The sequence below is a fragment of the Streptomyces sp. NPDC048277 genome, assembly GCF_040652235.1.
GTDB lineage: Bacteria > Actinomycetota > Actinomycetes > Streptomycetales > Streptomycetaceae > Streptomyces.
In genome coordinates, this window is the sequence record NZ_JBEZLQ010000001.1 from 28,392 (window position 1) to 47,715 (window position 19,324).

Consider the following 19,324-nt stretch of genomic DNA (forward strand, 5'->3'; position numbering starts at 1 on the left):
CGGGCCCCGCTCCTCCTCACCCCTCGTCGGCCAGACGGTCCAGCCACTCCCGCAGCAGGTGCTGTTCCGCCCCGCTGAGGACCGTCTGGTCGGGGAGGGCGGCGCGCAGGGCGCGGGCCGAGCCCGCGGGACCGGTGGTCCGTACGGCGGGCTTCTCGGTGGTGACCGCCGTGACCATGGCCTCCCGCAGGGCGGTCAGCAGGGCCGGATCGCGGTCGGCCTCGGGCAGGGACAGCCAGGTGAGCACGGCACCGCGGGCCGTGGCATGGATGACGCTGGTGGCGAGCGCCTCGCCCACGCGCAGCCGGCCGCCGAGGGCCAGCCGCCGGACCCGGCCCTTCAGGATCTCCAGCCCGGTCCGGAAGGCGGGCGAGTCGCTGCGCGCGGTGTCGCCGTACATCAGTGAGTACAGCGCGGGGTTCTCCAGGCCGAACCGGACCGCCAGGTCCCAGCTGTCCCGCAGGTCCTGGATCGGGTCCCCGAGGACACCGCCGACCATCCCCTGGGCGTCTTCCTGGCCGCCCGCGAGGGCGAGTTCGCGACCGTGGACCCGACCCTGGCGGAACTCATCGGCCGCGAACCGACCCCGCTGCGCACGCTGCTGGCGGGCGCCTGAACGCCGCGCGCCGGATCAGGGCGCGTCGGATGAGGGCGCGACGGCGATCAAAAAGGCCTGCGGGCTCGTCTCCCCGAGTTCCGTATGCGCCTCCCGCACCGTGTTCGAGTAGAGCGTGAACCCGGCGTCGGCCAGCAGCCCCGTCATCTGCTCCGGCCGCCGCCGCAGGAAGTCCAGCGTCACCGGATGCCCCCAGGGGTCCTCCAGCCGGCGTGCCACGTCCCCCACCTGGAACGCCAGCAGCAGGTGCCCGCCCGGCCGCAGCACCCTCCTGAACTGCGCGAACAGCTCCGGCAGTCGGTCGTCCGGCGTATGGATGGACGAGTACCAGCACAACACCCCGTCCAGCGTCCCGTCCGCCACCTCCGCCTCCAGCTCCAGCATCGAGCCCTGGACGAAGCGCAGTTCGGGGTTCTCGCGGCGGGCGATCGCCAGCATCGACTCGGACAGGTCCAGGCCGAACACCGACAGGCCCAGCCCGGCCAGCCGGGCGGTGACCCGGCCGGGGCCGCAGCCCAGGTCGGCCACCTCGCCGCCCACGCCCACCAGTTCGGCGAACAACCCCAACACGGCCCTTTCCACAGGCCTGTTGACGAACTCCGCGCGGAAGTGGTCGGCGTAGTCGGACGCGATGGTGTCGTAGAAGGTACGGGTGGCGGAGAGGAAGTCGGCGGTCATGCCGCGGACCATAGCGGCCGCCACTGACAACGCCCCTTGCCTGAGCGCCTCTTGCCTGATCGCCCCTTGGCCGAGCGCCCCAGCCTGATCGCCGTCAGCCCGACGGCCCTCAGCCCGGCCATCGCTTGGCCGATCGCGCCGAGCCCGACCGTCCTCGGCCCGGCCATCGCTTGGCCGATCGCGCCGAGCCCGGCCGTCCTCGGCCCGGCTACCGTTTGGCCGACCGCCCCCTGCCCGACCGTCCTCGGCCCGGCCCTCGCTTGCCCGACCGCCCCCTGCCCGATGCCCCTACCCGACGCCCACCGCCCGCAGTGCCGCCGTGACCGCCGCCGCTGCCAGGACCACCACCGCGAACGGGGCCCTGCGCCACGCCAGTACGCCGGCCACCAGTACCCCGGCCGGGCGGGCCCAGCCCGCGAAGCCGCCGTTCTCCGTCAGCGCGCCGGTCGCCAGGAGTGCGGCCAGCAGGACCACCGCTCCCGCCGACGCCAGTTCCTGGACCCGCGCCGGGATCTCCACCCGGCCGTGCAGCACCGGGCCCACCAGGCGGAAGGCGTACGTGCCGAGGGAGAGGGCCAGGATCACGACCACCGTCGCGTTCACCGTCGTACCCCCGGACGCGCGAACAGGCCCAGGAGGGCGAGGAGGACCGGGACCCCGGCGGGGACGGCCGGGGTCACCGCGAGGGCGATCGCCGCGCCGAGCAGTGCCGCCCGCCGTACGCCCGCGTCCGCCCGCAGCGCGGGCAGGACCAGGGCCACCAGGACCGCGGGGAAGGCCGCGTCCAGGCCGTAGCGGGCGGTGTCGCCGAGGGCCGTACCGGCGAGGGCACCGATCAGCACCCCCGCGTTCCATGCGGCGAACAGGCCGAGGCCCGAGATCCAGAACGCGGCGCGGCGGCGGGCCGGGTCCGGCTGGGCCAGGGCGAAGGCGACCGTCTCGTCGGTGACCAGGTGGGCGCCGAGCAGGCGGGTGGCGCGGCCGGGGCCGAGGAGGTCGGCGACGGCGAGGCCGAAGGCCGCCGTACGGGTGTTGAGGAGGAGACCGGTGGCCGCGGCCGCCAGCGGGCCGCCGCCGGCGAGCAGCACGCCGACCGCGCTGAACTGGGCCGAGCCCGCGTAGACGACGAGGGACATCAGGACCGGGACCCACACGGGGAGGCCGCCGGCCACGCTGACCGCCCCGAAGGAGACGCCGACGATCCCGCCGGCCAGCCAGACGAGGGAGCTGTCCCGGACGAGGGAGTTCCGTGTCGGGGGCCGTGTCGTGGTGCTCGGAGGAAGGGGTGTTCGGTGTGACGAACGCATGTTCTCTACAATGAACAGATACAGTGGAGTTCGTCAAGACGAACAGTCGTACCGATGGAGCGAACGAATCAGATGTCCGAGGCACCCGACCGGCTTCCGATGGAGTGGATCGCCGGTTCGCTGAAGCGGGAGCGGGCCCGGGCCGGGCTCTCGCTGTCCGAACTGGCCAAGCGGGCCGGTATCGCGAAGTCCACGCTGTCGCAGCTGGAGGCGGCGACCGGGAATCCGAGCGTGGAGACGCTCTGGTCGCTGGGGGTGGCGCTCGGCGTGCCGTTCAGCGCGCTGGTCGAGCCGCCGGTGTCCGCCGTCCAGGTGATCCGCGCGGGGGAGGGGCCCACCGTCGCGTCGGAGCGGGCCAGCTTCGCCGCCACCCTGCTGTCGGCCTGTCCGCCCGGTGCCCGGCGGGACGTCTACCACCTGCGGATGGAGCCGGGCGTGGCGCGCGAGTCCGAGCCGCACATTCCGGGGACCGTCGAGCACCTCATCGTATGCAGTGGGCAGGTTAAGGCGGGGCCGCGCGGAGAAGGCGTCGAATTGAACCCCGGGGATTATCTGACGTATCGCGGCGATGTTCCGCATTCGTACGAGGCGCTGACGCCCGGCACCACATTCGTGCTCGTCATGCAGCACGTCTGAGCGGCCGGGAAAGGCAGGAGCCCCGTCGCCTGACGGCGCGGGGCTCCTTGGGTACTGCACTCAGTCTGCGATCAGACTTGGGATGTCCGTGATCAGACGGGGGTGACGTTCTCCGCCTGCGGACCCTTCGGGCCCTGCGTGACGTCGAAGCTCACCTGCTGGTTCTCCTCCAGGGAGCGGAACCCGTTGGCGTTGATCGCGGAGTAGTGGACGAAGACGTCGGGGCCGCCGCCTTCCTGGGCGATGAAACCAAAGCCCTTTTCGGCGTTGAACCACTTCACGGTTCCGGTAGCCATAAGCCCTCCTTGGGCTCAAAAGGGTCGCCCTGCTCCAGAACCTGCAAGTGTGAAAACAAACTAAGTGCCGCACAACTGCATATGTCTGAAAACGACGAGAGCCCACGGTTACATGCTCCGCAGGCTCTGTACTGCAAGGGAAACCAAACTGCAACTTGCGGCGAGCCTAGCATGTGGGCAGCCGAAAGCAACAGGGGCCAAGATCACGTCACCCGAATGTTTGAATGGCCCCGAGGGTGGGTTGACGGGCGAACGGCGTCGGCACCGACGGTGGGGGTGGGTCCCAGCACGGTACCCCATGGGGTCTAGTCTCGCGATGTGGACAATTCTCGCACCCGGCCGCGCGTCGGCCACATCCAGTTCCTGAACTGCCTGCCCCTCTACTGGGGGCTCGCGAGAACCGGCACCCTCCTCGACTTCGAGCTCACCAAGGACACCCCTGAGAAGCTCAGCGAGCGGCTGGTGCGCGGTGACCTCGACATCGGGCCCATCACCCTCGTCGAGTTCCTGCGCAACGCGGACGACCTGGTCGCCTTCCCGGACATCGCCGTCGGCTGCGACGGACCGGTGATGTCCTGCGTGATCGTCTCGCAGGTCCCGCTGGACCGGCTGGACGGCCGCCGGGTCGCCCTCGGCTCCACCTCGCGGACGTCCGTCCGCCTGGCCCAGCTGCTGCTCGCCGAGCGCTACGGCGTCCAGCCCGACTACTACACCTGCCCGCCCGACCTCAGCCTGATGATGCAGGAGGCGGAGGCGGCGGTGCTGATCGGCGACGCGGCCCTGCGCGCCAACCTGCTGGACGGCCCCCGTTACGGCCTCCAGGTGCACGACCTCGGCTCCCTCTGGAAGGAGTGGACCGGCCTGCCGTTCGTGTTCGCGGTGTGGGCGGCGCGCCGGGACTACCTGGAGCGCGAGCCGCACATCACCCGTGAGGTGCACGGCGCCTTCCTCGACTCCCGCGACCTCTCCCTGGAGGAGGTCGCCAAGGTCGCCGAACAGGCCGCCCGCTGGGAGGCCTTCGACGAGGCGACCCTGGCCCAGTACTTCACCACCCTCGACTTCAGCTTCGGCGCACCGCAGCTGGCGGCGGTGACGGAGTTCGCCCGGCGGGTCGGCCCGACGACCGGGTTCCCGGCCGACGTGAAGGTCGATCTGCTCCAGCCGTAGTCCGTGCCGTAGTCCGTGCCGTGGGCCGTGCCGTGGTCCTTAGGGGGTGTCCGACACCGGCGTGATCCGCCGGACACCCCCTACTCTGCTGCCTGGACACTCTGGGGGGTGGGGCGCATGCAGCCGCTCGCGGGCGACGAACCTGCGGCCGTCGGGCCGTACCGGCTGCTCGGCCGGATCGGCTCCGGCGGCATGGGCCGGGTCTATCTGGGCCGTTCGGCCGGCGGCCGGACCGTCGCCGTGAAGATCGTGCACCCGCACTTCGCCCTGGACGAGGAGTTCCGGGCCCGTTTCCGCCGCGAGGTGGCGGCGGCGCGGCGGGTCGGCGGCGCCTGGACCGCACCCGTCCTGGACGCCGACCCGGACGCGGCCGTGCCCTGGGTGGCCACGGCCTACGCGGCGGGCCCGTCGCTCACGGCCGCCGTCACCGACGGCGGCCCGCTGCCCACTCACACGGTACGGGCGCTGGGCGCGGGGCTGGCCGAGGCGCTGGCCGCCGTCCACGAACTGGGCCTGGTGCACCGGGACGTGAAGCCGTCGAACGTCCTGCTGACCCTCGACGGCCCCCTCCTCATCGACTTCGGCATCGCGCGCGCCACGGACGGCACGGCGTCACTGACGTCGACCGGCGTCTCCATCGGCTCGCCCGGTTACATGTCCCCCGAGCAGATCCTCGGCAAGGGCGCCACGGGCGCGGCCGACGTCTTCTCCCTCGGCGCGGTGCTGGCGTACGCGGCGAACGGCGAGCCGCCGTTCCCGGGCGACTCCTCCGCCGCCCTGCTCTACAAGGTCGTCCACGAGCAGCCCGAGCTCGGCGAGCTCGGCGGTGAGCTGCGGTCGGTGGCCGAGGCATGCCTCGCGAAGACGGCGGCGGACCGGCCGACCCCGACGGAGGTGGCCCGCCGGCTCGCTCCGGAGGGGGCCGCACGGCTGGTGGCCGGCGGATGGCTGCCCGGGACACTGGTGGAACGGGTGAGCCGCAGCGCCGTAGAGATCCTGAACCTCGAACCGCCGGAGAGCACCCCTTCGGGCCCGGTGGAATTCAGCAGCCCTTCGGTGGGCGGGGGGTTCGGCGGGCCTTCGGCGGGCGGGGAGTCCGGCGGCCGTTCGGTGGGCGGGGGGTTCGGCGGCCCTTCGGCGGACGGCGAGTCCGGCGGCCGTTCGGTGGGCGGGGAATCCGGTGATCCCTCGGTGCGCGGGGAGTCCGGCGGCTCTCCTGGCGGCGGGGCGTACGGTGCCCCTTCCGGCGGTGGGGGGTTCGACGGGCCTTCGGTGGGCGGGGAATCCGGTGACCCTTCGGCGGGCGGGGAGTCCGGCGGCAATCCTGGCGGTGGGAGGTTCGGCGCTCCTTCCGGCGGTGGGGGCTTCGGCGCTCCTCCCGGCGGCGGGGAGTTCGGGCCGGCGCCGACGGTGCCGCCGTTCGCCGTACCCGAGCCGCCGTTCGCCGTACCCGAGCGGCCGGTTGGCGTACCCGAGCGTTCGGTCGGCGTACCCGAGCGGTCGGTTGGTCTCGTGCCTCCCACCGTCGTGCCAGGGCCGCGTGATGCCGTACCGCCCGGGAAGGTCTCGGTGAGTGTCGCCGCGAGCGCGGTACCCGGGGAGGGTGGTCGCGGGCGCCGGGTGAGCTGCACGGTCGCGCTGGCCGTGGCCGGGGCGCTGGCGGCGGTGACGGTCGGTCTGGGCTTCCTGGTGGGGCCGTGGACCGGCGGCGACCAGCGCAACAGCGCGGGTGCGGACAGCACGGCGACCGCCCCCGGCTCCAAGTCCTCCCCGGGTGCCTCGGCTTCCCCAGGTGCCTCCTCGGGGACCTCGGCCTCTCCCGGCGCGTCGGTCTCCTCGGGCGCCTCGTCCTCCCCGGCCGCCGGGGCGATCCCGGCCGCCTACCTCGGCACCTGGGAGGGCTCGGCCACCGCCCTGTCCGGCAACCTGCCCATCGGCACCTTCCGGATCACCGTCGAACAGGCCGCCGTCGGCAAGGAACTGGGCCGCCTGCGGCAGACCGACCAACTGGGCGGGGTCTGCACGGACATCCTCACCCTGAAGACGGTGACGGCCGACAAGCTCATCGCCTCCTCGACCGGAGCCAAGGGCAACCACGACGGCTGCGACCCCGGCACCAACACGGTCTACCTGACCCCGAGCCACGGCGACCTGGTCTACACGTCGGACAGCTCGGCGGAGGGCAACCCGGTGGCGGTGATGTCGAAGACGGGGGACTGACCCGTTCCCACCCCCCGCCGCCGACCGCTACTGCGGGGTCGTGACGGTGATGTGCTCCCCGCTGCCCAGATGCAGCATGCCCTTCCCGGGCTGGATCGGGCCGCCCACCATGGCCCGGGTCGTCCGGATGCCGATCAGCTCGCCGGAGCCGGACTCCTGCGGGGAGAGCAGGATGCCCCGGCGGGCCTTCTTGGCGTCGACCTGCCAGCCGGAGAAGCCGTCGCAGATCTCGTCCTCGTCACCGGCGATGACGACGGCGAGCCCCTCCTCGGCACCCCGCTCGACGATCCGCTTGAAGACATCCTCGGCGTCGCAGTCGTCCAGCACCTCGGCGTCGTCGACCAGGACGACGATCGGATCCGCCGGGGTGGCGGTGTTCACGATCTCCTCCAGCTCGTCCTCGTCGACGTCCCGCCCGGTGAAGACCTTCAACACGCCTTCCTGGCCGTCGAGTTCGCGCAGCGGGGACTGCCGGGGCGCGGCGACGACGATCCGGACGCCGTTGGCGAGGTAGGAGCGGGCGAAGCCCAACAGGGTCGTGGAGCGGCCGGACTTGGCGGGCCCGCCGATCACGAACGCGGGCACGCCCTGCGCCAGGTCGGGCCCGAAGGCGCTGAGTTCGTCGCCGCCGACACCGACGAGGGCCCACAGCGGGGAAGCCGTCGTGGCCGGGTCGCGCATGGCCCAGGCGTCCTCGAAGGAGATCCGGCCGGGCAGCACGTCCACCCGGAACGGCCGCCGGGAACGCGGCACCTGGGCGTCCCGGGCCTCGGCCGCCTCGCCGATCGCGGCGATCGCGGCGGCCTGCCCCTGACCGGTGGTGTCCTCGGAGAGCAGCGCGAACTGCGTCTCGGCGGCCGTCTCGCCGCGGAAGGCCCGGCCGGGCGGGATCTCCTCGGGAACCTTGCGGGAGTTGATGTCCAGCATGGAGAAGTCGGCGCGGTCGGCCAGCCGCAGCCCGTACTTGTCCTCGGTCAGGGAGGAGATCCGCCCGGCCAGGATCTGCCGGTCGCCGGTGAGGACGAGATGGATGCCGACGCTGGCGCCCTCCCGCATCATCACCATGATCTGGTCCGTCAGATCACCGTGGTTCAGCTCGCCGAGGGTGGGCAGCCAGCCCTCCCAGCGGTCCAGGAGCAGCACGATGTGCGGCAGCCGCTCCGCCTCCGGTACGGCGGCCCGCTGCTCCCCGATGTCCGCGAACCCCCGGTCGGCCAAAAGTTCCTGACGACGGCTCAGCTCGCCCGACAGGCGCGCCATGAGGCGCTCCACCCGCTCGGTCTGGTTACGGCCGACGACGGCACCGCAGTGCGGCAGCCGGGTCAGCGCGTTCAGCGCGCCGTTGCCGCAGTCGATGCCGTAAAGGTGCACATCCGCACAGGAGTTGGTGCGGGCCAGCGAACCGGCGATGGTGCGCAGCACCTGCGAACGCCCGGTGCGCGGGGCACCGGCGACGATGAGATGCCCGAAGGTCGCGAAGTCGACGGCGATCGCACGGCGGGCCTGGTCGGCGGGCAGGTCCTCGACGCCGTACGGAGCCGCGGGCAGCGCGCCCTGGGCCCGCACCGGCGGTACGTCGTCGAGCAGCAGGGTGTCGTCGAGGGCGTCCAGCCACGGCTTGTGCTGGGCCGGGATACGGAGCGCGGTGTTGGCCTCGCGAACCGCGTCCACCAGCACCTTCAGGTCGGTGATCTCGTCGTCTTCCTTCGTCTCCGACTTGGGCTTGCGCAGCGCGGCCCGCCCGAGGTCCTGCCAGGACAGCGCTCCCGCCCAGGGCGCGAGGGTCGCGGGATCGGCGGCTCCCGGCCGCCGTCCTCCCACTCGCCCGGACTGGAAGGGGATCAGCGAGGCATGCCCCAGCCGGACGTACGCCCGCCCCGGCGTGCTCTTCGCGATGTGCCCGGCGTCGGGCGCGTCGATGACGTCGGTCGACTCACCGGCGTCGGTCACGCGCAGCGCGATCCGGAGGTTGGTGTTGGCGCGGATCTCGGGGGAGACGACACCGGAGGGCCGCTGCGTGGCGAGGAGCAGATGAATCCCGAGGGACCGCCCGCGCTGGGCGATGTTCACCAGTCCCGTGACGAAGTCGGGGAGGTCCCGGACCATGGACGCGAACTCATCGATGACGATGAGGAGTCGGGGAACCGGCGCATGCGACGGGTTCCTCTTGACGAGATCCTGGTAGTCCTCGATGTCCTTGGCGTCGGCGGCGGCGAGGATGTGCTCGCGCCGCTTGAGCTCGGCCCCCAGCGACTCCAGGGCCCGTTCCACGAGATGGGCGTCGAGGTCGGTGACCATACCCACCGTGTGCGGCAGCTTCACACAGTCCTTGAACGCCGAGCCGCCCTTGTAGTCGACGAGGACGAAGGTCATGTTCTCGGGCGTGTTGGCGACGGCGAGCGCGGCCACGATGGTCTGGAGCAGCTCGGACTTGCCGGAACCGGTCGTACCGGCGATGAGCCCGTGCGGCCCGTCGCGCCGCAGGTCGATGCCGAAGGGACCGTCGTACGACTCGCCGATGACCGCCATGGTCGACTGCCCGCCCATCCGCCACCGGGCGGCGATGGCGTCGCGCGTGGGCGGCTCCAGCTGGAGCACGTCGAGCAGCCGGCTGGCGCCGGGCAGCGCCGAGTCCTCGGCCTCGCCGCTGATGTCCCGGAGCGGGGAGAGGGAGCGGGCGAGTCGGGCGCACCAGGCGGGGGAGACGAAGTCGGGCCGCACGCTCCGCTTGCGCAGCGCCCCGCTCTGTTCGACGCGCAGCCGCAACTCCAGGTCCTGCGGGGCCTGTTCCTCGGCCTGCTGGGCGCCCGAATGCCAGGCCTGGAAGGACGGGAACCCCCCGACGGCCTGCTGGGGCACGGCCGTTGCCGGCGTCTCCTTGACCGCTCTCGGCTCGGCGACGACCACGCCCTGGCACTCACCGGGAAGGAAGCGCTCCTCCTCGTCGAGGCAGAGGGAGCGGATGGCGACGCCCGGCCCTTCCTTCAGCAGTCGTACGACACCGGGCATGGACCGGAGCCGCCGGGACCCGTCCCACACCACGACGATGTCCGGATCGGAGAACGCGGGCCCGTCGGTCTTGCTCCGCCCGCCCTGCTGGAGGGCCTTCTGCCGGCCGTCGAGGAGCTGGGTGAGTTCGCCGACGCGGGCGGCGACGGTCTCGGAGTCGGTGCCGATGAGGACGTTGACGTCCTGACCGCCGCCGGGGCGGGAGTGCGGCAGCCAGCGCACCCAGTCCCAGCGGGTACCGGCGTCGTTGTCGGTGAGGACGTAGAACTGCACGTCCATGGGGCTGTGCAGGACGGCGGTCTGGGCGACGGCCCAACGCCCCATCGCATGCGCGGAGTCACCGGGCCCGGCGACCCCGATGACCCCGAGGTCGCGCAGCGACAGCGCGACCGGGGCGTCCTCGATGTACCAGCGGACCTTGCGTTTGTGCTCGTCCTGCTCGGGGTCGTCGAGCTCGACCTCGCTGGGCACGCGCCCGGTGCCGAACCGGATCAGCAGATGGTCGGCGTCGGTGCGCCGCCGCTCCCACAGGCGGGTACGCGGCCCGGTGCCGTAGGTCAGCACGGCCGCGGGATCCGGCACCGCGCTCCGCCGCTCCGACCGCTCGGCGACGAGCGCCTCCTGCGCCTCCCCCTCGATCCGCGCCTTGTGCTCCTTGTACTCCTTGAGCTGCTTGGCGTGGGACTTCCTGCCGTGCTTCTTGTCCATGAAGTAGTTGCCGAAGAGCATCAGCGGGCTCATCAGCGCCATGATCAGGTAGTACCAGCGATGGAACATGAACACGGAGACGACGGCACCGACCAGCGGCAGCAGCGCCATCAGCCAGGGGAGGGGCCGCGCCTCGTAGTCGCTGAGCGGGTTGGGCAGCGAGAAGTGCGTCTGCCGTTCGGCGGGGCGCAGCCGGGGGGGCCGGTTGTAGTCGAGTCCGGCACCGTCGTCGGACCACTTGAGGGCGGCGTTGGGCGGGGCGTACGGGGCGATCTCGAACAACGTGTTGCCGAGGCCGAGTTGGGAGTTCAGCGGCCAGTCACCACCCCCGCTCGGGAACTCCTCCCCGTCCAGCCGCGCCCCTTCTGCGTGCGTCTGCACTTTGCAAGTGCCGTCGATGGCGATGGTGAGCGTGGCGGCGCGGTCCGGCAGTTCGGGGTCGTCGACGCGGATGTGGGAGGCGGCCCCGGTACCGATGTCGTACCGCCCGACCCCGAGCCGGTGCACGGCACCGGCGGCCGGACCACCGGCAACTCGGAACTCCACGACACCGGTGGGCTCGCCGAGCAGACACCCGGCGGGATCGTGCAGGGAGACGACGACACCGTCGCGCAGCGGCGAGCCGACGACGGTGGCGGAGGGGTCGAGGGCGTACCCGTCGACGTAGGCGTACGGGCCGGCAACCTGGAGGGGAGCGGCCCCTCTTGACGCCCCGATGGGTATGACCTGGGCCCCTTCACCGGTGTCGGGGTATCCAGGACCGACCTGCCGGGCCAACTCCCGGGCGACGTCACCGACCGTCGACTCGGGATCTGCGTCGAGCACCACGTCGGCGGTGGCACCGCCGACCGGATCGACGACGGTCAGACTCAGGCGCACGCTTCCGTCCCCCAACACACCGAGAGCACCCAACACAACAGTGGGAGTGACCTTAGCCGTCCACCCTTTCCCGGGTGCAACGGGATGAGCACGGTTCACGATTCCGCCGCACAAGGACCGTGCGGTCGCACGCGTCACCCCCGTAGGATCTTTGCTCGTGCGGACGGGGCCATGCCATGGCCACGGCTCCGCGCCAACGACGCCACGGGGGAAGGCCCTGAGGCCACACGAACGGGAGGGAACCGGCATGGCCAGCAAGGACACGGACCTTACATATGCCGAGATGGAGAAGGTCGCGGGCGACCTGATCAAGGACATGCACGAGCTTGAGGACAAGATCAAGAACGTGGAGAAGCGGGTCAGCGCCCTGGTGGAGAACGGCTTCACCACCCAGAAGGCCTCGGGAGCGTACGACGACTCCATGAAGGACTTCACGAAGGGCGCGACGAAGACGATCCAGGGCCTGCACGGCCTCTCGGACTTCCTGAAGAAGGCCAAGGAAGCGTACGAGCAGCTGGACGACCAGCTGGCGAAGCAGGCCAAGGGCTGATCACCGCCTCGGCGGAGGATGGTTCACGTCGGTGCGATGGAGCGGTCGGCCATCGCACCGACGGGGTTTACGCGGGTGGTTGCGAGATTTCTCGGCGGGGGACTTATGTCGGATCAGACGGCTGATCTTTCACGCATCAAGGAGAGCGCCCGCTCGCTCTCCAGGATCCACAAGGAGTTCGCGGGCAACGCGAACCCGGCGCACGGACTGGGACTGCCCGTTTTCGGCGAAGAGGGTCTGGTCGATATCTTCGACGACTTCGGTGACAACTGGCGGGTTCACCGGAAGCGTCTGATGGAGGAGTTGGAGAAGCTCTCGAAGATCCTCACCGCTGCCGCGACGGGCTACGAAGACATCGACCATCAGCTTGCCGAAGCCCTGCGCGGCACGGACGCCAAACCGGCGGGACCCCAGGGCGGGGCCAAGTGACGCGCCCCCGGACCGACGAGTGGGCGGTGATCGGGGAATCGGCCGATCCGATTCCTGGTGATCCGGAGGAGGTCGCCAGACTCGGCAGAGAGCTACGGAAGACCGCCGAGGCCATCAAGAAACAGGCCGCGGAGATCAAGGCCCTCTCCTCGGTCGAGGCGTGGAAGAGCAAAGCGGCGGAGGAATTCCGGCAGCAGGCGGAAGAGGCCGGGGGGAAACTGCGCAAGGCCTTCGAACGCTACGACGTGGCGGCTGACGCCCTGGGTGAGAGGGTCCTCGACGGTTCTTCGTCCAGCGAGTACGCCTCGGAACTGCACCGGGCGCAGAAGATGGCCGACAAGGCTCTCCGGGACGCCCAGGATGCCGACGACGAGCAACGGGCGAGCAGCGGAGCGATCGACAAGCTGCCCAAGGACACCCCGAACGACGATCCGGGCCGTAAGAAGCTGCAGAAGCGACAGGAAGCCGCCGGTTCGGCGTTGGAGCGGGCCAAGAAGGACCTGGAGGCTGCGAAGGACGTCCGGGACGCGGCCGCCAAGCGGGCCCGCGATGCGATCCGCCACGCCATCGACCACGACGGTCTCAAGGACAGCGGCTGGGACAAGTTCAAGGGGTGGGTGCACGATCATGCCGGAGCGATCCAGTCGATCCTCACGTGGACCGGTTGGATCGCCACTGTCTGCGGGACCCTGTCCCTGATGGTGGGGTGGATCCCGATCATCGGTCAGGCGCTGGCCGGCATTCTCGGCAGCATCGCGCTTCTGGCCACCCTGGTTTCTCTCGTGGGTCACCTTCTTCTGGCCCTGTCGGGTGACGGCAGCTGGTTCGACGTCGCCCTCGACGTCGTCGGCCTCGTCACGTTGGGCATCGGCCGAGGCGCCATCGCGGGGGCCAAGGGCGCGTCACTGGCCGCCAAGGTCACCGCGAGGTCCGCAGCGGGCCGGGCACTGAGGGCAGGCATCAGGGCAAAGCCCGGCACGGCCGCCTACCAGCGGGCGCTGAACCAGACATGGAGACAGGCCAACGAACTCAGCGGCGGTGCCCTGCGCGGCAAGGCCGGTGTTGAGGCCATCGCCGGCGCTCCGAAGGGATGGAATCCAGGAACCGCCCGGCTCCGGGACGCCTTCAGCCCGAAGTCGATCGGCAAGGAGACTTGGGAAGGCCTCAAGGGGGTCAAGGACTTCGGTTGGAGCAACCTCCGGCAACTGGGCGACAGTTCCACTTGGGCGGGGACACGGATGCGGTTGGGGGACAGCGGCATCGCCGGGCTGGAGAAGAGCATGGGACAGATCTCCGAGTCCCTGCGGACCGACGACGCGGTGAAGGCTGCCGGCAGCGTGTTCAAGACGCAGACCCGGATCTGGGCGGGCTCGACCTTTGTCGCCTCGGCCACCGACCTTCTCGACAAGGGCGAGATCACGGGATGGATCGGCGATCATGTCGGGATCAGTGGGCTGCACGACGGGGTCTGGTCGGCGACCGGAGTCAAGGACGCCACGACGACGAGCGACGGGTGAGCGAGCAGGTGAAGGCCGAGCAGTGGGCAGATGAGGAGGCGCCGGGCAGGCGGGACGCCGTGGTGCGCCCCAGAGGCATGCGCCCGCACAGCGTCGATGTCGCACGCCGGGCTCGTCTCTACGCTGACGGGAAGACCCTCGTCGTACGTGACCGGCGACTGGGCGAGCGCCGATATCCGGTCGGTGCCGGAGGCATCCGGCGGGCTGTGTTCGTTCCGCCGGATGCCTCGGACGCGTGGGAAACCGTCAGCAAACGGCCTGCGGAGCGCTGGGGTGTGCTCGTCTTCGAGAACGAGGAGGGGCATGACGTCCTGTACGTTCCGCTGGCCGAATGGCTTCCGGAGGCCGACGTCGTGGGGATCCTGGACCTGAAACCGGCGAAGTGCCTGGACCGGACCGGGTTGAGGGAACTGGCCGCGGCTCTCGGTATTCCGGTGGAGGAGAAACCGCGGTCGGGAGCCGGCGGACGGGAACTGCCGGAAACAGGTCCGGGCCACGCTGTGGACCGTGCGGTCCATCGGGAACTACCCCGCTGGCACAACTGGGTCCGAGGACTCGGTGCCTTCGGCTGGCTCGTCGCTCTCGTCGTCGCTTTCGCTGCCGACATCGACTGGTGTCTGCCGATCGCCGCGGGAGCTCTGCTCGCCCTGCCGGCAGCCGATTCCGTGGTGCGTGTCGGCGCGTGGTGGAGTAACCGGCGGGACGGCGGACGCTTCGCCGAGGCGGTGGTGATCACGCCCGATCCGGCGGCGGGGGAAGGGACGACGCCCAGATTCCTGCGTACGTCGTCGGTACGCGTGTTGCCCGGTGACGTGGTGCTGACCGACACAGTCGGCCGGGAGCGCTGGCTCGGACGCGACGGAGCGCACGGTGTCACGCGGCTCGTACGCCTCGTGTCCCAGGGGGACCGACAGCCGCTGGGCGTCGAGATCCGGGACCACAGAGGCGAGGTCCGGGCTCTGTTGCCGTGGGTGCACTGGTTCGCCGGTCCGCAAGGCCGAGATCGCTGGCAGGAAACGGTGTCGGCACTCTCGGTCTCCGCGGTGGACGAGGAGGTGCCAGGCACCCGTCGGCCCGCGGGGACCACGAAGCCTTGGTGGAACGGGCACCCCCTCGCCGCAGACGCTCGGATGATGTCGCCTCTCCCGGCCAAGGACGCCCGCACCGAGACGAGTTGGCACAGCTCTGTGATCGGCGGGAACGAGTTGCTGCTGGTGCCGCTCTTCAGCCTTGTGCTGATCGCAGGACTCTTCGGCGACACCGTCGCAGCCCGCCTGGCCGGTCTGTTCTCCGCACTGACCATCGTGGCCGAATGGGGCCCTGCTGCGACGAAGTCGCTGATCAGCCGGTTCTACTACGACAAGCCGCAAGAGAATGCGTGACGACACCGGAGCCGATTTGACCGCGAACGTGAGCAGCACCCGAACTCCCGCATCACCCGCCGACTACCGGCTTTTGCTGCCGGACGGCTGGTTCCGGGTACGGATCGACCCGGAAGGGCGCGAGCGCTCGATCGATGCATTGGTCGACCGGAAGTTCGAGGGAATCGACAACGCGCCCCACCTCAAACGGCAACTCCGTGACGAATTGCTGGCACAGGCCACCGCGGCTTACCGGGACGGAGGAATCGAGCTGTATCTGAGTCTGCAGCAGGCAGGTCCCCTCACGATTCCCGCCTCCCTGCTGATCACGTTGCTGCGACCGGCACCCGGTGCAGCCCTGCCGGACGCGACAGACCTGGCCAGGCGCCTTTCGGCCGATATGGACGGGGAGGCCACGGTCGTGGAACTGGCAGCGGGCACGGCGGTCCGTGTGCGCCGAGTGACAGGTCAGCCGAACACTCCAGCTCCTGCCGGAGCGCCCGGAAGCACCGATGTGGTGCTGCCCTCGGTCACGGTGGACTACCAACTGCCGGTGCCTGCAACCGCGGCGCACCTCCTGCTGACCTTCTCCACCCCGCTCCTGCAGATCGCCGACGCCATGGCCGAGCTCTTCGACGCGGTGGCGGGCTCGCTCACCTGGCTGGACGGTGACCCCACTCATGAGTGACATCCAGACCTGCGGCATCGTCTGTCCGACGGACTGGGTGCCGCTCCCGCTCGATCCGTCGGAGGACCTCAAAAGCTGGGCGAAGGCCACCGCGACGGAACTCTGCGGGCGGAGCCGTGCGGCAGGGTACGAACTGGACGGCAGGGCCCTGCGGAAGGACCTCCGGAGCTGGGCGGAGGACAGCCGCAGCCGTGCTCCGCTGTATGGCTTCGCCTTCTACCCGGACGGGTTCGACACCGCCCTCGGCCTCCTGGAAGTCGAGGTGATCCGGCCCGACGACACGATCCCTCGTCTTTCCCTCGACTGGCTGGCGGACGCCTTCAGCGCCCACGACTTCGGGCCCCCGCGCATCTCGCACCCCGAACTGCCGATCGGCCCCGCTGTGTGCCTGCGCCAGAACTACGCAGCGGACGGAATGCCCCGCCGCGGACCCGGAGTGCTGCTGCAGACGGTCACGTACGGCGTCCTCCCGAAGGGCACCGACAACGCCGTCGTGCTCCTTGTGTCCTGGACTGTGCCGGGAATCGACGAGGAGATGGAGGAGGCCGCGGACAGCATCGCGCGGACGCTGACGGTGGGCTTCTGAGCCACGGGAGGCCGAGTGGTGAGTGACTACCGGACGCTCGTGCCAGGGGTGTTTGTCGACGACCCTTGTCCCACCGAGAGTCGGCGGGGATCATGACCGCGTGCAGCGCCGAGAGAAACTCCACCAACTACTCGCACGCGCCGGACTCACGGTCGTCGAGGAGGTGGGCCCGGGCAGCCTGTTCCCTCCGGAGGCCGGTTGGCGGATCGCGCGGGGGATCGCGGCGCCGGACGGCGCGGCCCGGGAAGCGCTCGATGCCGCGTGGTGGCGCCGTCTTTGCGATGCCGACGGCGAGTTCCTGGTGGCTGTCCTCAGGCACCGGATCGGTGGCAACGACTCCTGGTGGACCCGGGTCCGGCACGCCGGGAGCGGCGTGCCGGAGTTGACCGGCGACCCCGGGTTCGTGGCGCTCTCCCTCGACGGACAGGTGCTGCTGGCGGCGGTGCCCGGCGCGGGCGGGCCTCGGGTGACGACCCTCGACCGACTGCCGGAGCGGCTGGAGGAGGCTGCCGCGGCAGCCGGGCGCGAGACGGAGGGCGAGCGCGCCGAGGTGTGGGCGACGGTGCCCGGCCGATGCGCGCTGCCTCTGCACTGGGCGGAGGGGATCGGGTTCAATCCGGCCGCGACGGACGAACTGCTGATCCGGCTGCTGGATGTGGAGGCGGGCTTCCTACACGGATGCGACCGGCCCGCCGTCCTCGACGCCGCCGTGACGCACCCCGATCCGCGGGTGCGGTCAAGACCGGCCGACACCTTCCGGCCCAAGCTCACGTCGGATCAGTGGGTACACCTGATCCGCGCCGAGCCGTCGCCCAATCGACGCGTCCTATGGGCGGAGCAGGCCTGCATCTGGGGCGCCGAACTCCCCGAGGACCTCTACGACGACCTCCTCGCCGACCCGTCCCGCGCGCAAGCCGCCGAACTCCCGGGGCTCCCGGCACAGCATCTGCCTGGCCTCGCGGCTGACGACGATCCCCGGGTGCGGGCGGTGGCCTGTGCCTGGTGGGAAGATCTCTCTGCGCCGCTGCGGGAGCGGCTGCTGGCCGACACCGATTACGCGGTGCGGACGGCTGCGCTGCTCGCCCACCACACCGGCGTACCCATGCCTCGCGAGGTTTTCGCCGCCCTGCCCGCCCCGCGGCGGGCGCTCGAACGGTGCCGCCTCACGCCCGAACTGGAGGCGGAGCTGGTCCGGGACGAGGACGCGGAGGTACGTCGGGCGCTGGCCGCCAACCCGGGTCTGGGTGCGCACGCCGTCGCTGTGCTGGCGGAGGATCCGCAGAGCGACATCCGTTCCGCGGTGGCGGTGCGCCCCGACCTCACCGAGGAGCAACGTGCCGCGGTCCGCCACGACTTCGACCCGACGCCGATGTCGCACACCCTGCCCTGGGTCGAGGACCTGCACGACGACGCCGACGCAATGCGCCGTCTCGCCGTGTCGTCCCACCCGCTGGTCCGCCGCAGTGTGGCCCGAGCCCGGCACCTCCCGCCGGATGTCGTGGCGTGCCTGGCGCGGGACGAGGACCGGGTGGTCCGCCTGTTCCTGGCCGAATCGTGCGAGGACGCGCCGGGCGACCTCCTGCTGGAGGTCTGGCGCTGGTGGGACGGCAGCTTCAGCCACCCCGACCGGCCCCGCAGCCACCCCAACTTCCCCCGTGCGGGCCTGCTGCGCTATACCGCCGACCCCAGCGGGCGGATGCGCCGCCTGGCGCTGGACGATCCGGAGTCGACACCGGCTGACGTCGCACGCCTGGTCCGGGATCCCGAAGCCGAGGTGCGCCGCCGCGCGGCTGAGGACCCCCGGCTGGCACCGGCGGACGCGGTGCGCCTGCTGAACGACCCGGAGGCTCAGGTCCGCGGCACCGCGGTGCGCAATCCACGGCTGCCGGCCCGCGTCCTTGCCGGGCTGTTGCACGACCCCGACACGGCATGCGCAGCGGTCACCAACCCGGCGATCCCGGTCTCCGTCCTGCACCGCATCCTTACCGCAGCTGCGGCAGCCCCGCGCTGAACACCAAAACCCCGCACGGCGGCAGTGGCGGTCCGACGCTGAACTCCGGCACGCCTGGCCGACCATCCCTACTCCAACTCCGCGAGCGCCCACTGTGCCCGGTCGTACGTGCGCCGCCGGCGGACCTGCGGGGTCGGCCACGACGTCGTTCGGCGGGCCGACGCGGGCTGCTGGAATCGGCTCCCCTTTGAGCGCTGAGTAAGCGGGTTCCGTGAGGGCGGTGACGCCGAAGGCCAGTGCCAGGTGCAGCTGTGTCGGCGCTGAGTGCCGCACGCCGTGACCTGTTCATCGGCACTTCGCGGCCTTGGTCTGGACGGACACCTTGGATGCCTGCCAAAGAATCTCGCTTGTGGCGAGCTCGACCATGACGATCTTGAAGTAGTCGTAGTCCGCGATGCTGGGCCCGCTCTTCAGGATCTTCTCGGTCTTGACCTCTTTGCCGTAGAGCTTGGAGTCGGATGACGACCTCAGACACACTCGTGCGCTGTATCCGGGTGTCGCGAGGTGTTAGTTCCGTTTCGCTATCGCTGTGCCTTGCATCTCAAGCGGACGCGCAGCGGGTATCCGCAGGTATGCCGATGCGAATGGCACAGGGGCCAGCGGTGGGTGACGTCGATGAGCAGGCGCACGTCGATCGGCGGAGAGGGGAGGACCGGTGCGGCTCTT

At 70.9% G+C, this 19,324-nt stretch carries 17 protein-coding genes; 10 read left to right on the top strand and 7 right to left on the bottom strand.

The genetic code is table 11. The features are described 5' to 3' along the window. Window positions 1–16: 16 nt before the first annotated feature. The 4 genes from AB0D85_RS00160 to AB0D85_RS00175 all read right to left on the bottom strand — a co-directional run bounded on the left by AB0D85_RS00160 (window position 17) and on the right by AB0D85_RS00175 (window position 2,601). Complete coding sequence (locus AB0D85_RS00160; RefSeq protein ID WP_362311857.1) at window positions 17–499, bottom strand: hypothetical protein; 483 nt, start codon at window positions 497–499, stop codon at window positions 17–19. A gap of 132 nt (window positions 500–631) precedes the next feature. Then, a complete protein-coding gene (locus AB0D85_RS00165; protein WP_362311859.1) occupies window positions 632–1,294 on the bottom strand; it encodes a methyltransferase domain-containing protein in 663 nt (220 codons plus the stop codon). 288 nt (window positions 1,295–1,582) lie between these two features. After that, complete coding sequence (locus AB0D85_RS00170; RefSeq protein WP_362311861.1) at window positions 1,583–1,897, bottom strand: AzlD domain-containing protein; 315 nt, start codon at window positions 1,895–1,897, stop codon at window positions 1,583–1,585. After that, complete coding sequence (locus tag AB0D85_RS00175) at window positions 1,894–2,601, bottom strand: AzlC family ABC transporter permease (protein WP_362311863.1); 708 nt, start codon at window positions 2,599–2,601, stop codon at window positions 1,894–1,896. The genes AB0D85_RS00170 and AB0D85_RS00175 overlap by 4 nt, the downstream gene beginning before the upstream one ends. Before the next feature lie 72 nt (window positions 2,602–2,673). Between AB0D85_RS00175 and AB0D85_RS00180 the strand changes: the two genes are divergently transcribed. Then, window positions 2,674–3,237, top strand: a complete 564-nt coding sequence (locus tag AB0D85_RS00180) for an XRE family transcriptional regulator (RefSeq protein WP_362313383.1) — start codon at window positions 2,674–2,676, stop codon at window positions 3,235–3,237. Between the two features lie 92 nt (window positions 3,238–3,329). On the opposite strand, the gene AB0D85_RS00185 is transcribed toward AB0D85_RS00180, so the two are convergent. After that, window positions 3,330–3,533, bottom strand: a complete 204-nt coding sequence (locus AB0D85_RS00185) for a cold-shock protein (protein WP_007490911.1) — start codon at window positions 3,531–3,533, stop codon at window positions 3,330–3,332. 318 nt (window positions 3,534–3,851) lie between these two features. On the opposite strand from AB0D85_RS00185, the gene AB0D85_RS00190 reads away from it, so the two are divergent. Further along, window positions 3,852–4,700, top strand: a complete 849-nt coding sequence (locus AB0D85_RS00190) for a menaquinone biosynthesis protein (protein WP_362311865.1) — start codon at window positions 3,852–3,854, stop codon at window positions 4,698–4,700. Between the two features lie 117 nt (window positions 4,701–4,817). Further along, window positions 4,818–6,920, top strand: a complete 2,103-nt coding sequence (locus tag AB0D85_RS00195; protein ID WP_362311867.1) for a serine/threonine-protein kinase — start codon at window positions 4,818–4,820, stop codon at window positions 6,918–6,920. A gap of 27 nt (window positions 6,921–6,947) precedes the next feature. Here the strand turns inward: AB0D85_RS00195 and AB0D85_RS00200 are convergent, their stop codons facing one another. Next, a complete protein-coding gene (locus AB0D85_RS00200; protein WP_362311869.1) occupies window positions 6,948–11,516 on the bottom strand; it encodes an FtsK/SpoIIIE domain-containing protein in 4,569 nt (1,522 codons plus the stop codon). A gap of 247 nt (window positions 11,517–11,763) precedes the next feature. Between AB0D85_RS00200 and AB0D85_RS00205 the strand changes: the two genes are divergently transcribed. From AB0D85_RS00205 to AB0D85_RS00235, 7 genes are all read left to right on the top strand, one after another. Continuing rightward, the gene (locus tag AB0D85_RS00205; protein WP_046726478.1) at window positions 11,764–12,066 is read left to right on the top strand and encodes a WXG100 family type VII secretion target; all 303 of its coding nucleotides are present in this window, start codon (window positions 11,764–11,766) and stop codon (window positions 12,064–12,066) included. Between the two features lie 105 nt (window positions 12,067–12,171). Continuing rightward, the gene (locus AB0D85_RS00210) at window positions 12,172–12,495 is read left to right on the top strand and encodes a hypothetical protein (protein ID WP_362311871.1); all 324 of its coding nucleotides are present in this window, start codon (window positions 12,172–12,174) and stop codon (window positions 12,493–12,495) included. Then, the gene (locus AB0D85_RS00215; protein WP_362311873.1) at window positions 12,492–14,012 is read left to right on the top strand and encodes a putative T7SS-secreted protein; all 1,521 of its coding nucleotides are present in this window, start codon (window positions 12,492–12,494) and stop codon (window positions 14,010–14,012) included. Before AB0D85_RS00210 ends, AB0D85_RS00215 begins: the two co-directional genes overlap by 4 nt. Continuing rightward, on the top strand, window positions 14,009–15,394 hold the full coding sequence (locus AB0D85_RS00220) for a hypothetical protein (RefSeq protein WP_362311875.1): 1,386 nt from the start codon (window positions 14,009–14,011) through the stop codon (window positions 15,392–15,394). The genes AB0D85_RS00215 and AB0D85_RS00220 overlap by 4 nt, the downstream gene beginning before the upstream one ends. Next, window positions 15,387–16,061, top strand: a complete 675-nt coding sequence (locus AB0D85_RS00225; RefSeq protein ID WP_362311876.1) for a hypothetical protein — start codon at window positions 15,387–15,389, stop codon at window positions 16,059–16,061. Before AB0D85_RS00220 ends, AB0D85_RS00225 begins: the two co-directional genes overlap by 8 nt. Continuing rightward, a complete protein-coding gene (locus AB0D85_RS00230) occupies window positions 16,054–16,647 on the top strand; it encodes a hypothetical protein (RefSeq protein ID WP_362311878.1) in 594 nt (197 codons plus the stop codon). The genes AB0D85_RS00225 and AB0D85_RS00230 overlap by 8 nt, the downstream gene beginning before the upstream one ends. Before the next feature lie 100 nt (window positions 16,648–16,747). Next, complete coding sequence (locus AB0D85_RS00235; protein WP_362311879.1) at window positions 16,748–18,658, top strand: hypothetical protein; 1,911 nt, start codon at window positions 16,748–16,750, stop codon at window positions 18,656–18,658. A 285-nt stretch (window positions 18,659–18,943) separates the two neighbouring features. Here the strand turns inward: AB0D85_RS00235 and AB0D85_RS00240 are convergent, their stop codons facing one another. Then, window positions 18,944–19,135: a hypothetical protein gene (locus tag AB0D85_RS00240; RefSeq protein ID WP_362311881.1), complete on the bottom strand. Its 192-nt coding sequence runs from the start codon at window positions 19,133–19,135 to the stop codon at window positions 18,944–18,946. Window positions 19,136–19,324: the final 189 nt, after the last annotated feature.

Excerpts from the sequence above, each read along its gene's own strand:
- AB0D85_RS00180 (WP_362313383.1), top strand. The coding sequence starts at position 2,674 with ATGTCCGAGGCACCCGACCGGCTTCCGATGGAGTGGATCGCCGGTTCG.
- AB0D85_RS00230 (WP_362311878.1), top strand. The coding sequence starts at position 16,054 with ATGAGTGACATCCAGACCTGCGGCATCGTCTGTCCGACGGACTGGGTG.
- AB0D85_RS00210 (WP_362311871.1), top strand. The coding sequence starts at position 12,172 with ATGTCGGATCAGACGGCTGATCTTTCACGCATCAAGGAGAGCGCCCGC.
- AB0D85_RS00160 (WP_362311857.1), bottom strand. The coding sequence starts at position 499 with ATGGTCGGCGGTGTCCTCGGGGACCCGATCCAGGACCTGCGGGACAGC.
- AB0D85_RS00205 (WP_046726478.1), top strand. The coding sequence starts at position 11,764 with ATGGCCAGCAAGGACACGGACCTTACATATGCCGAGATGGAGAAGGTC.
- AB0D85_RS00185 (WP_007490911.1), bottom strand. The coding sequence starts at position 3,533 with ATGGCTACCGGAACCGTGAAGTGGTTCAACGCCGAAAAGGGCTTTGGT.
- AB0D85_RS00195 (WP_362311867.1), top strand. The coding sequence starts at position 4,818 with ATGCAGCCGCTCGCGGGCGACGAACCTGCGGCCGTCGGGCCGTACCGG.
- AB0D85_RS00165 (WP_362311859.1), bottom strand. The coding sequence starts at position 1,294 with ATGACCGCCGACTTCCTCTCCGCCACCCGTACCTTCTACGACACCATC.
- AB0D85_RS00175 (WP_362311863.1), bottom strand. The coding sequence starts at position 2,601 with ATGCGTTCGTCACACCGAACACCCCTTCCTCCGAGCACCACGACACGG.
- AB0D85_RS00225 (WP_362311876.1), top strand. The coding sequence starts at position 15,387 with ATGCGTGACGACACCGGAGCCGATTTGACCGCGAACGTGAGCAGCACC.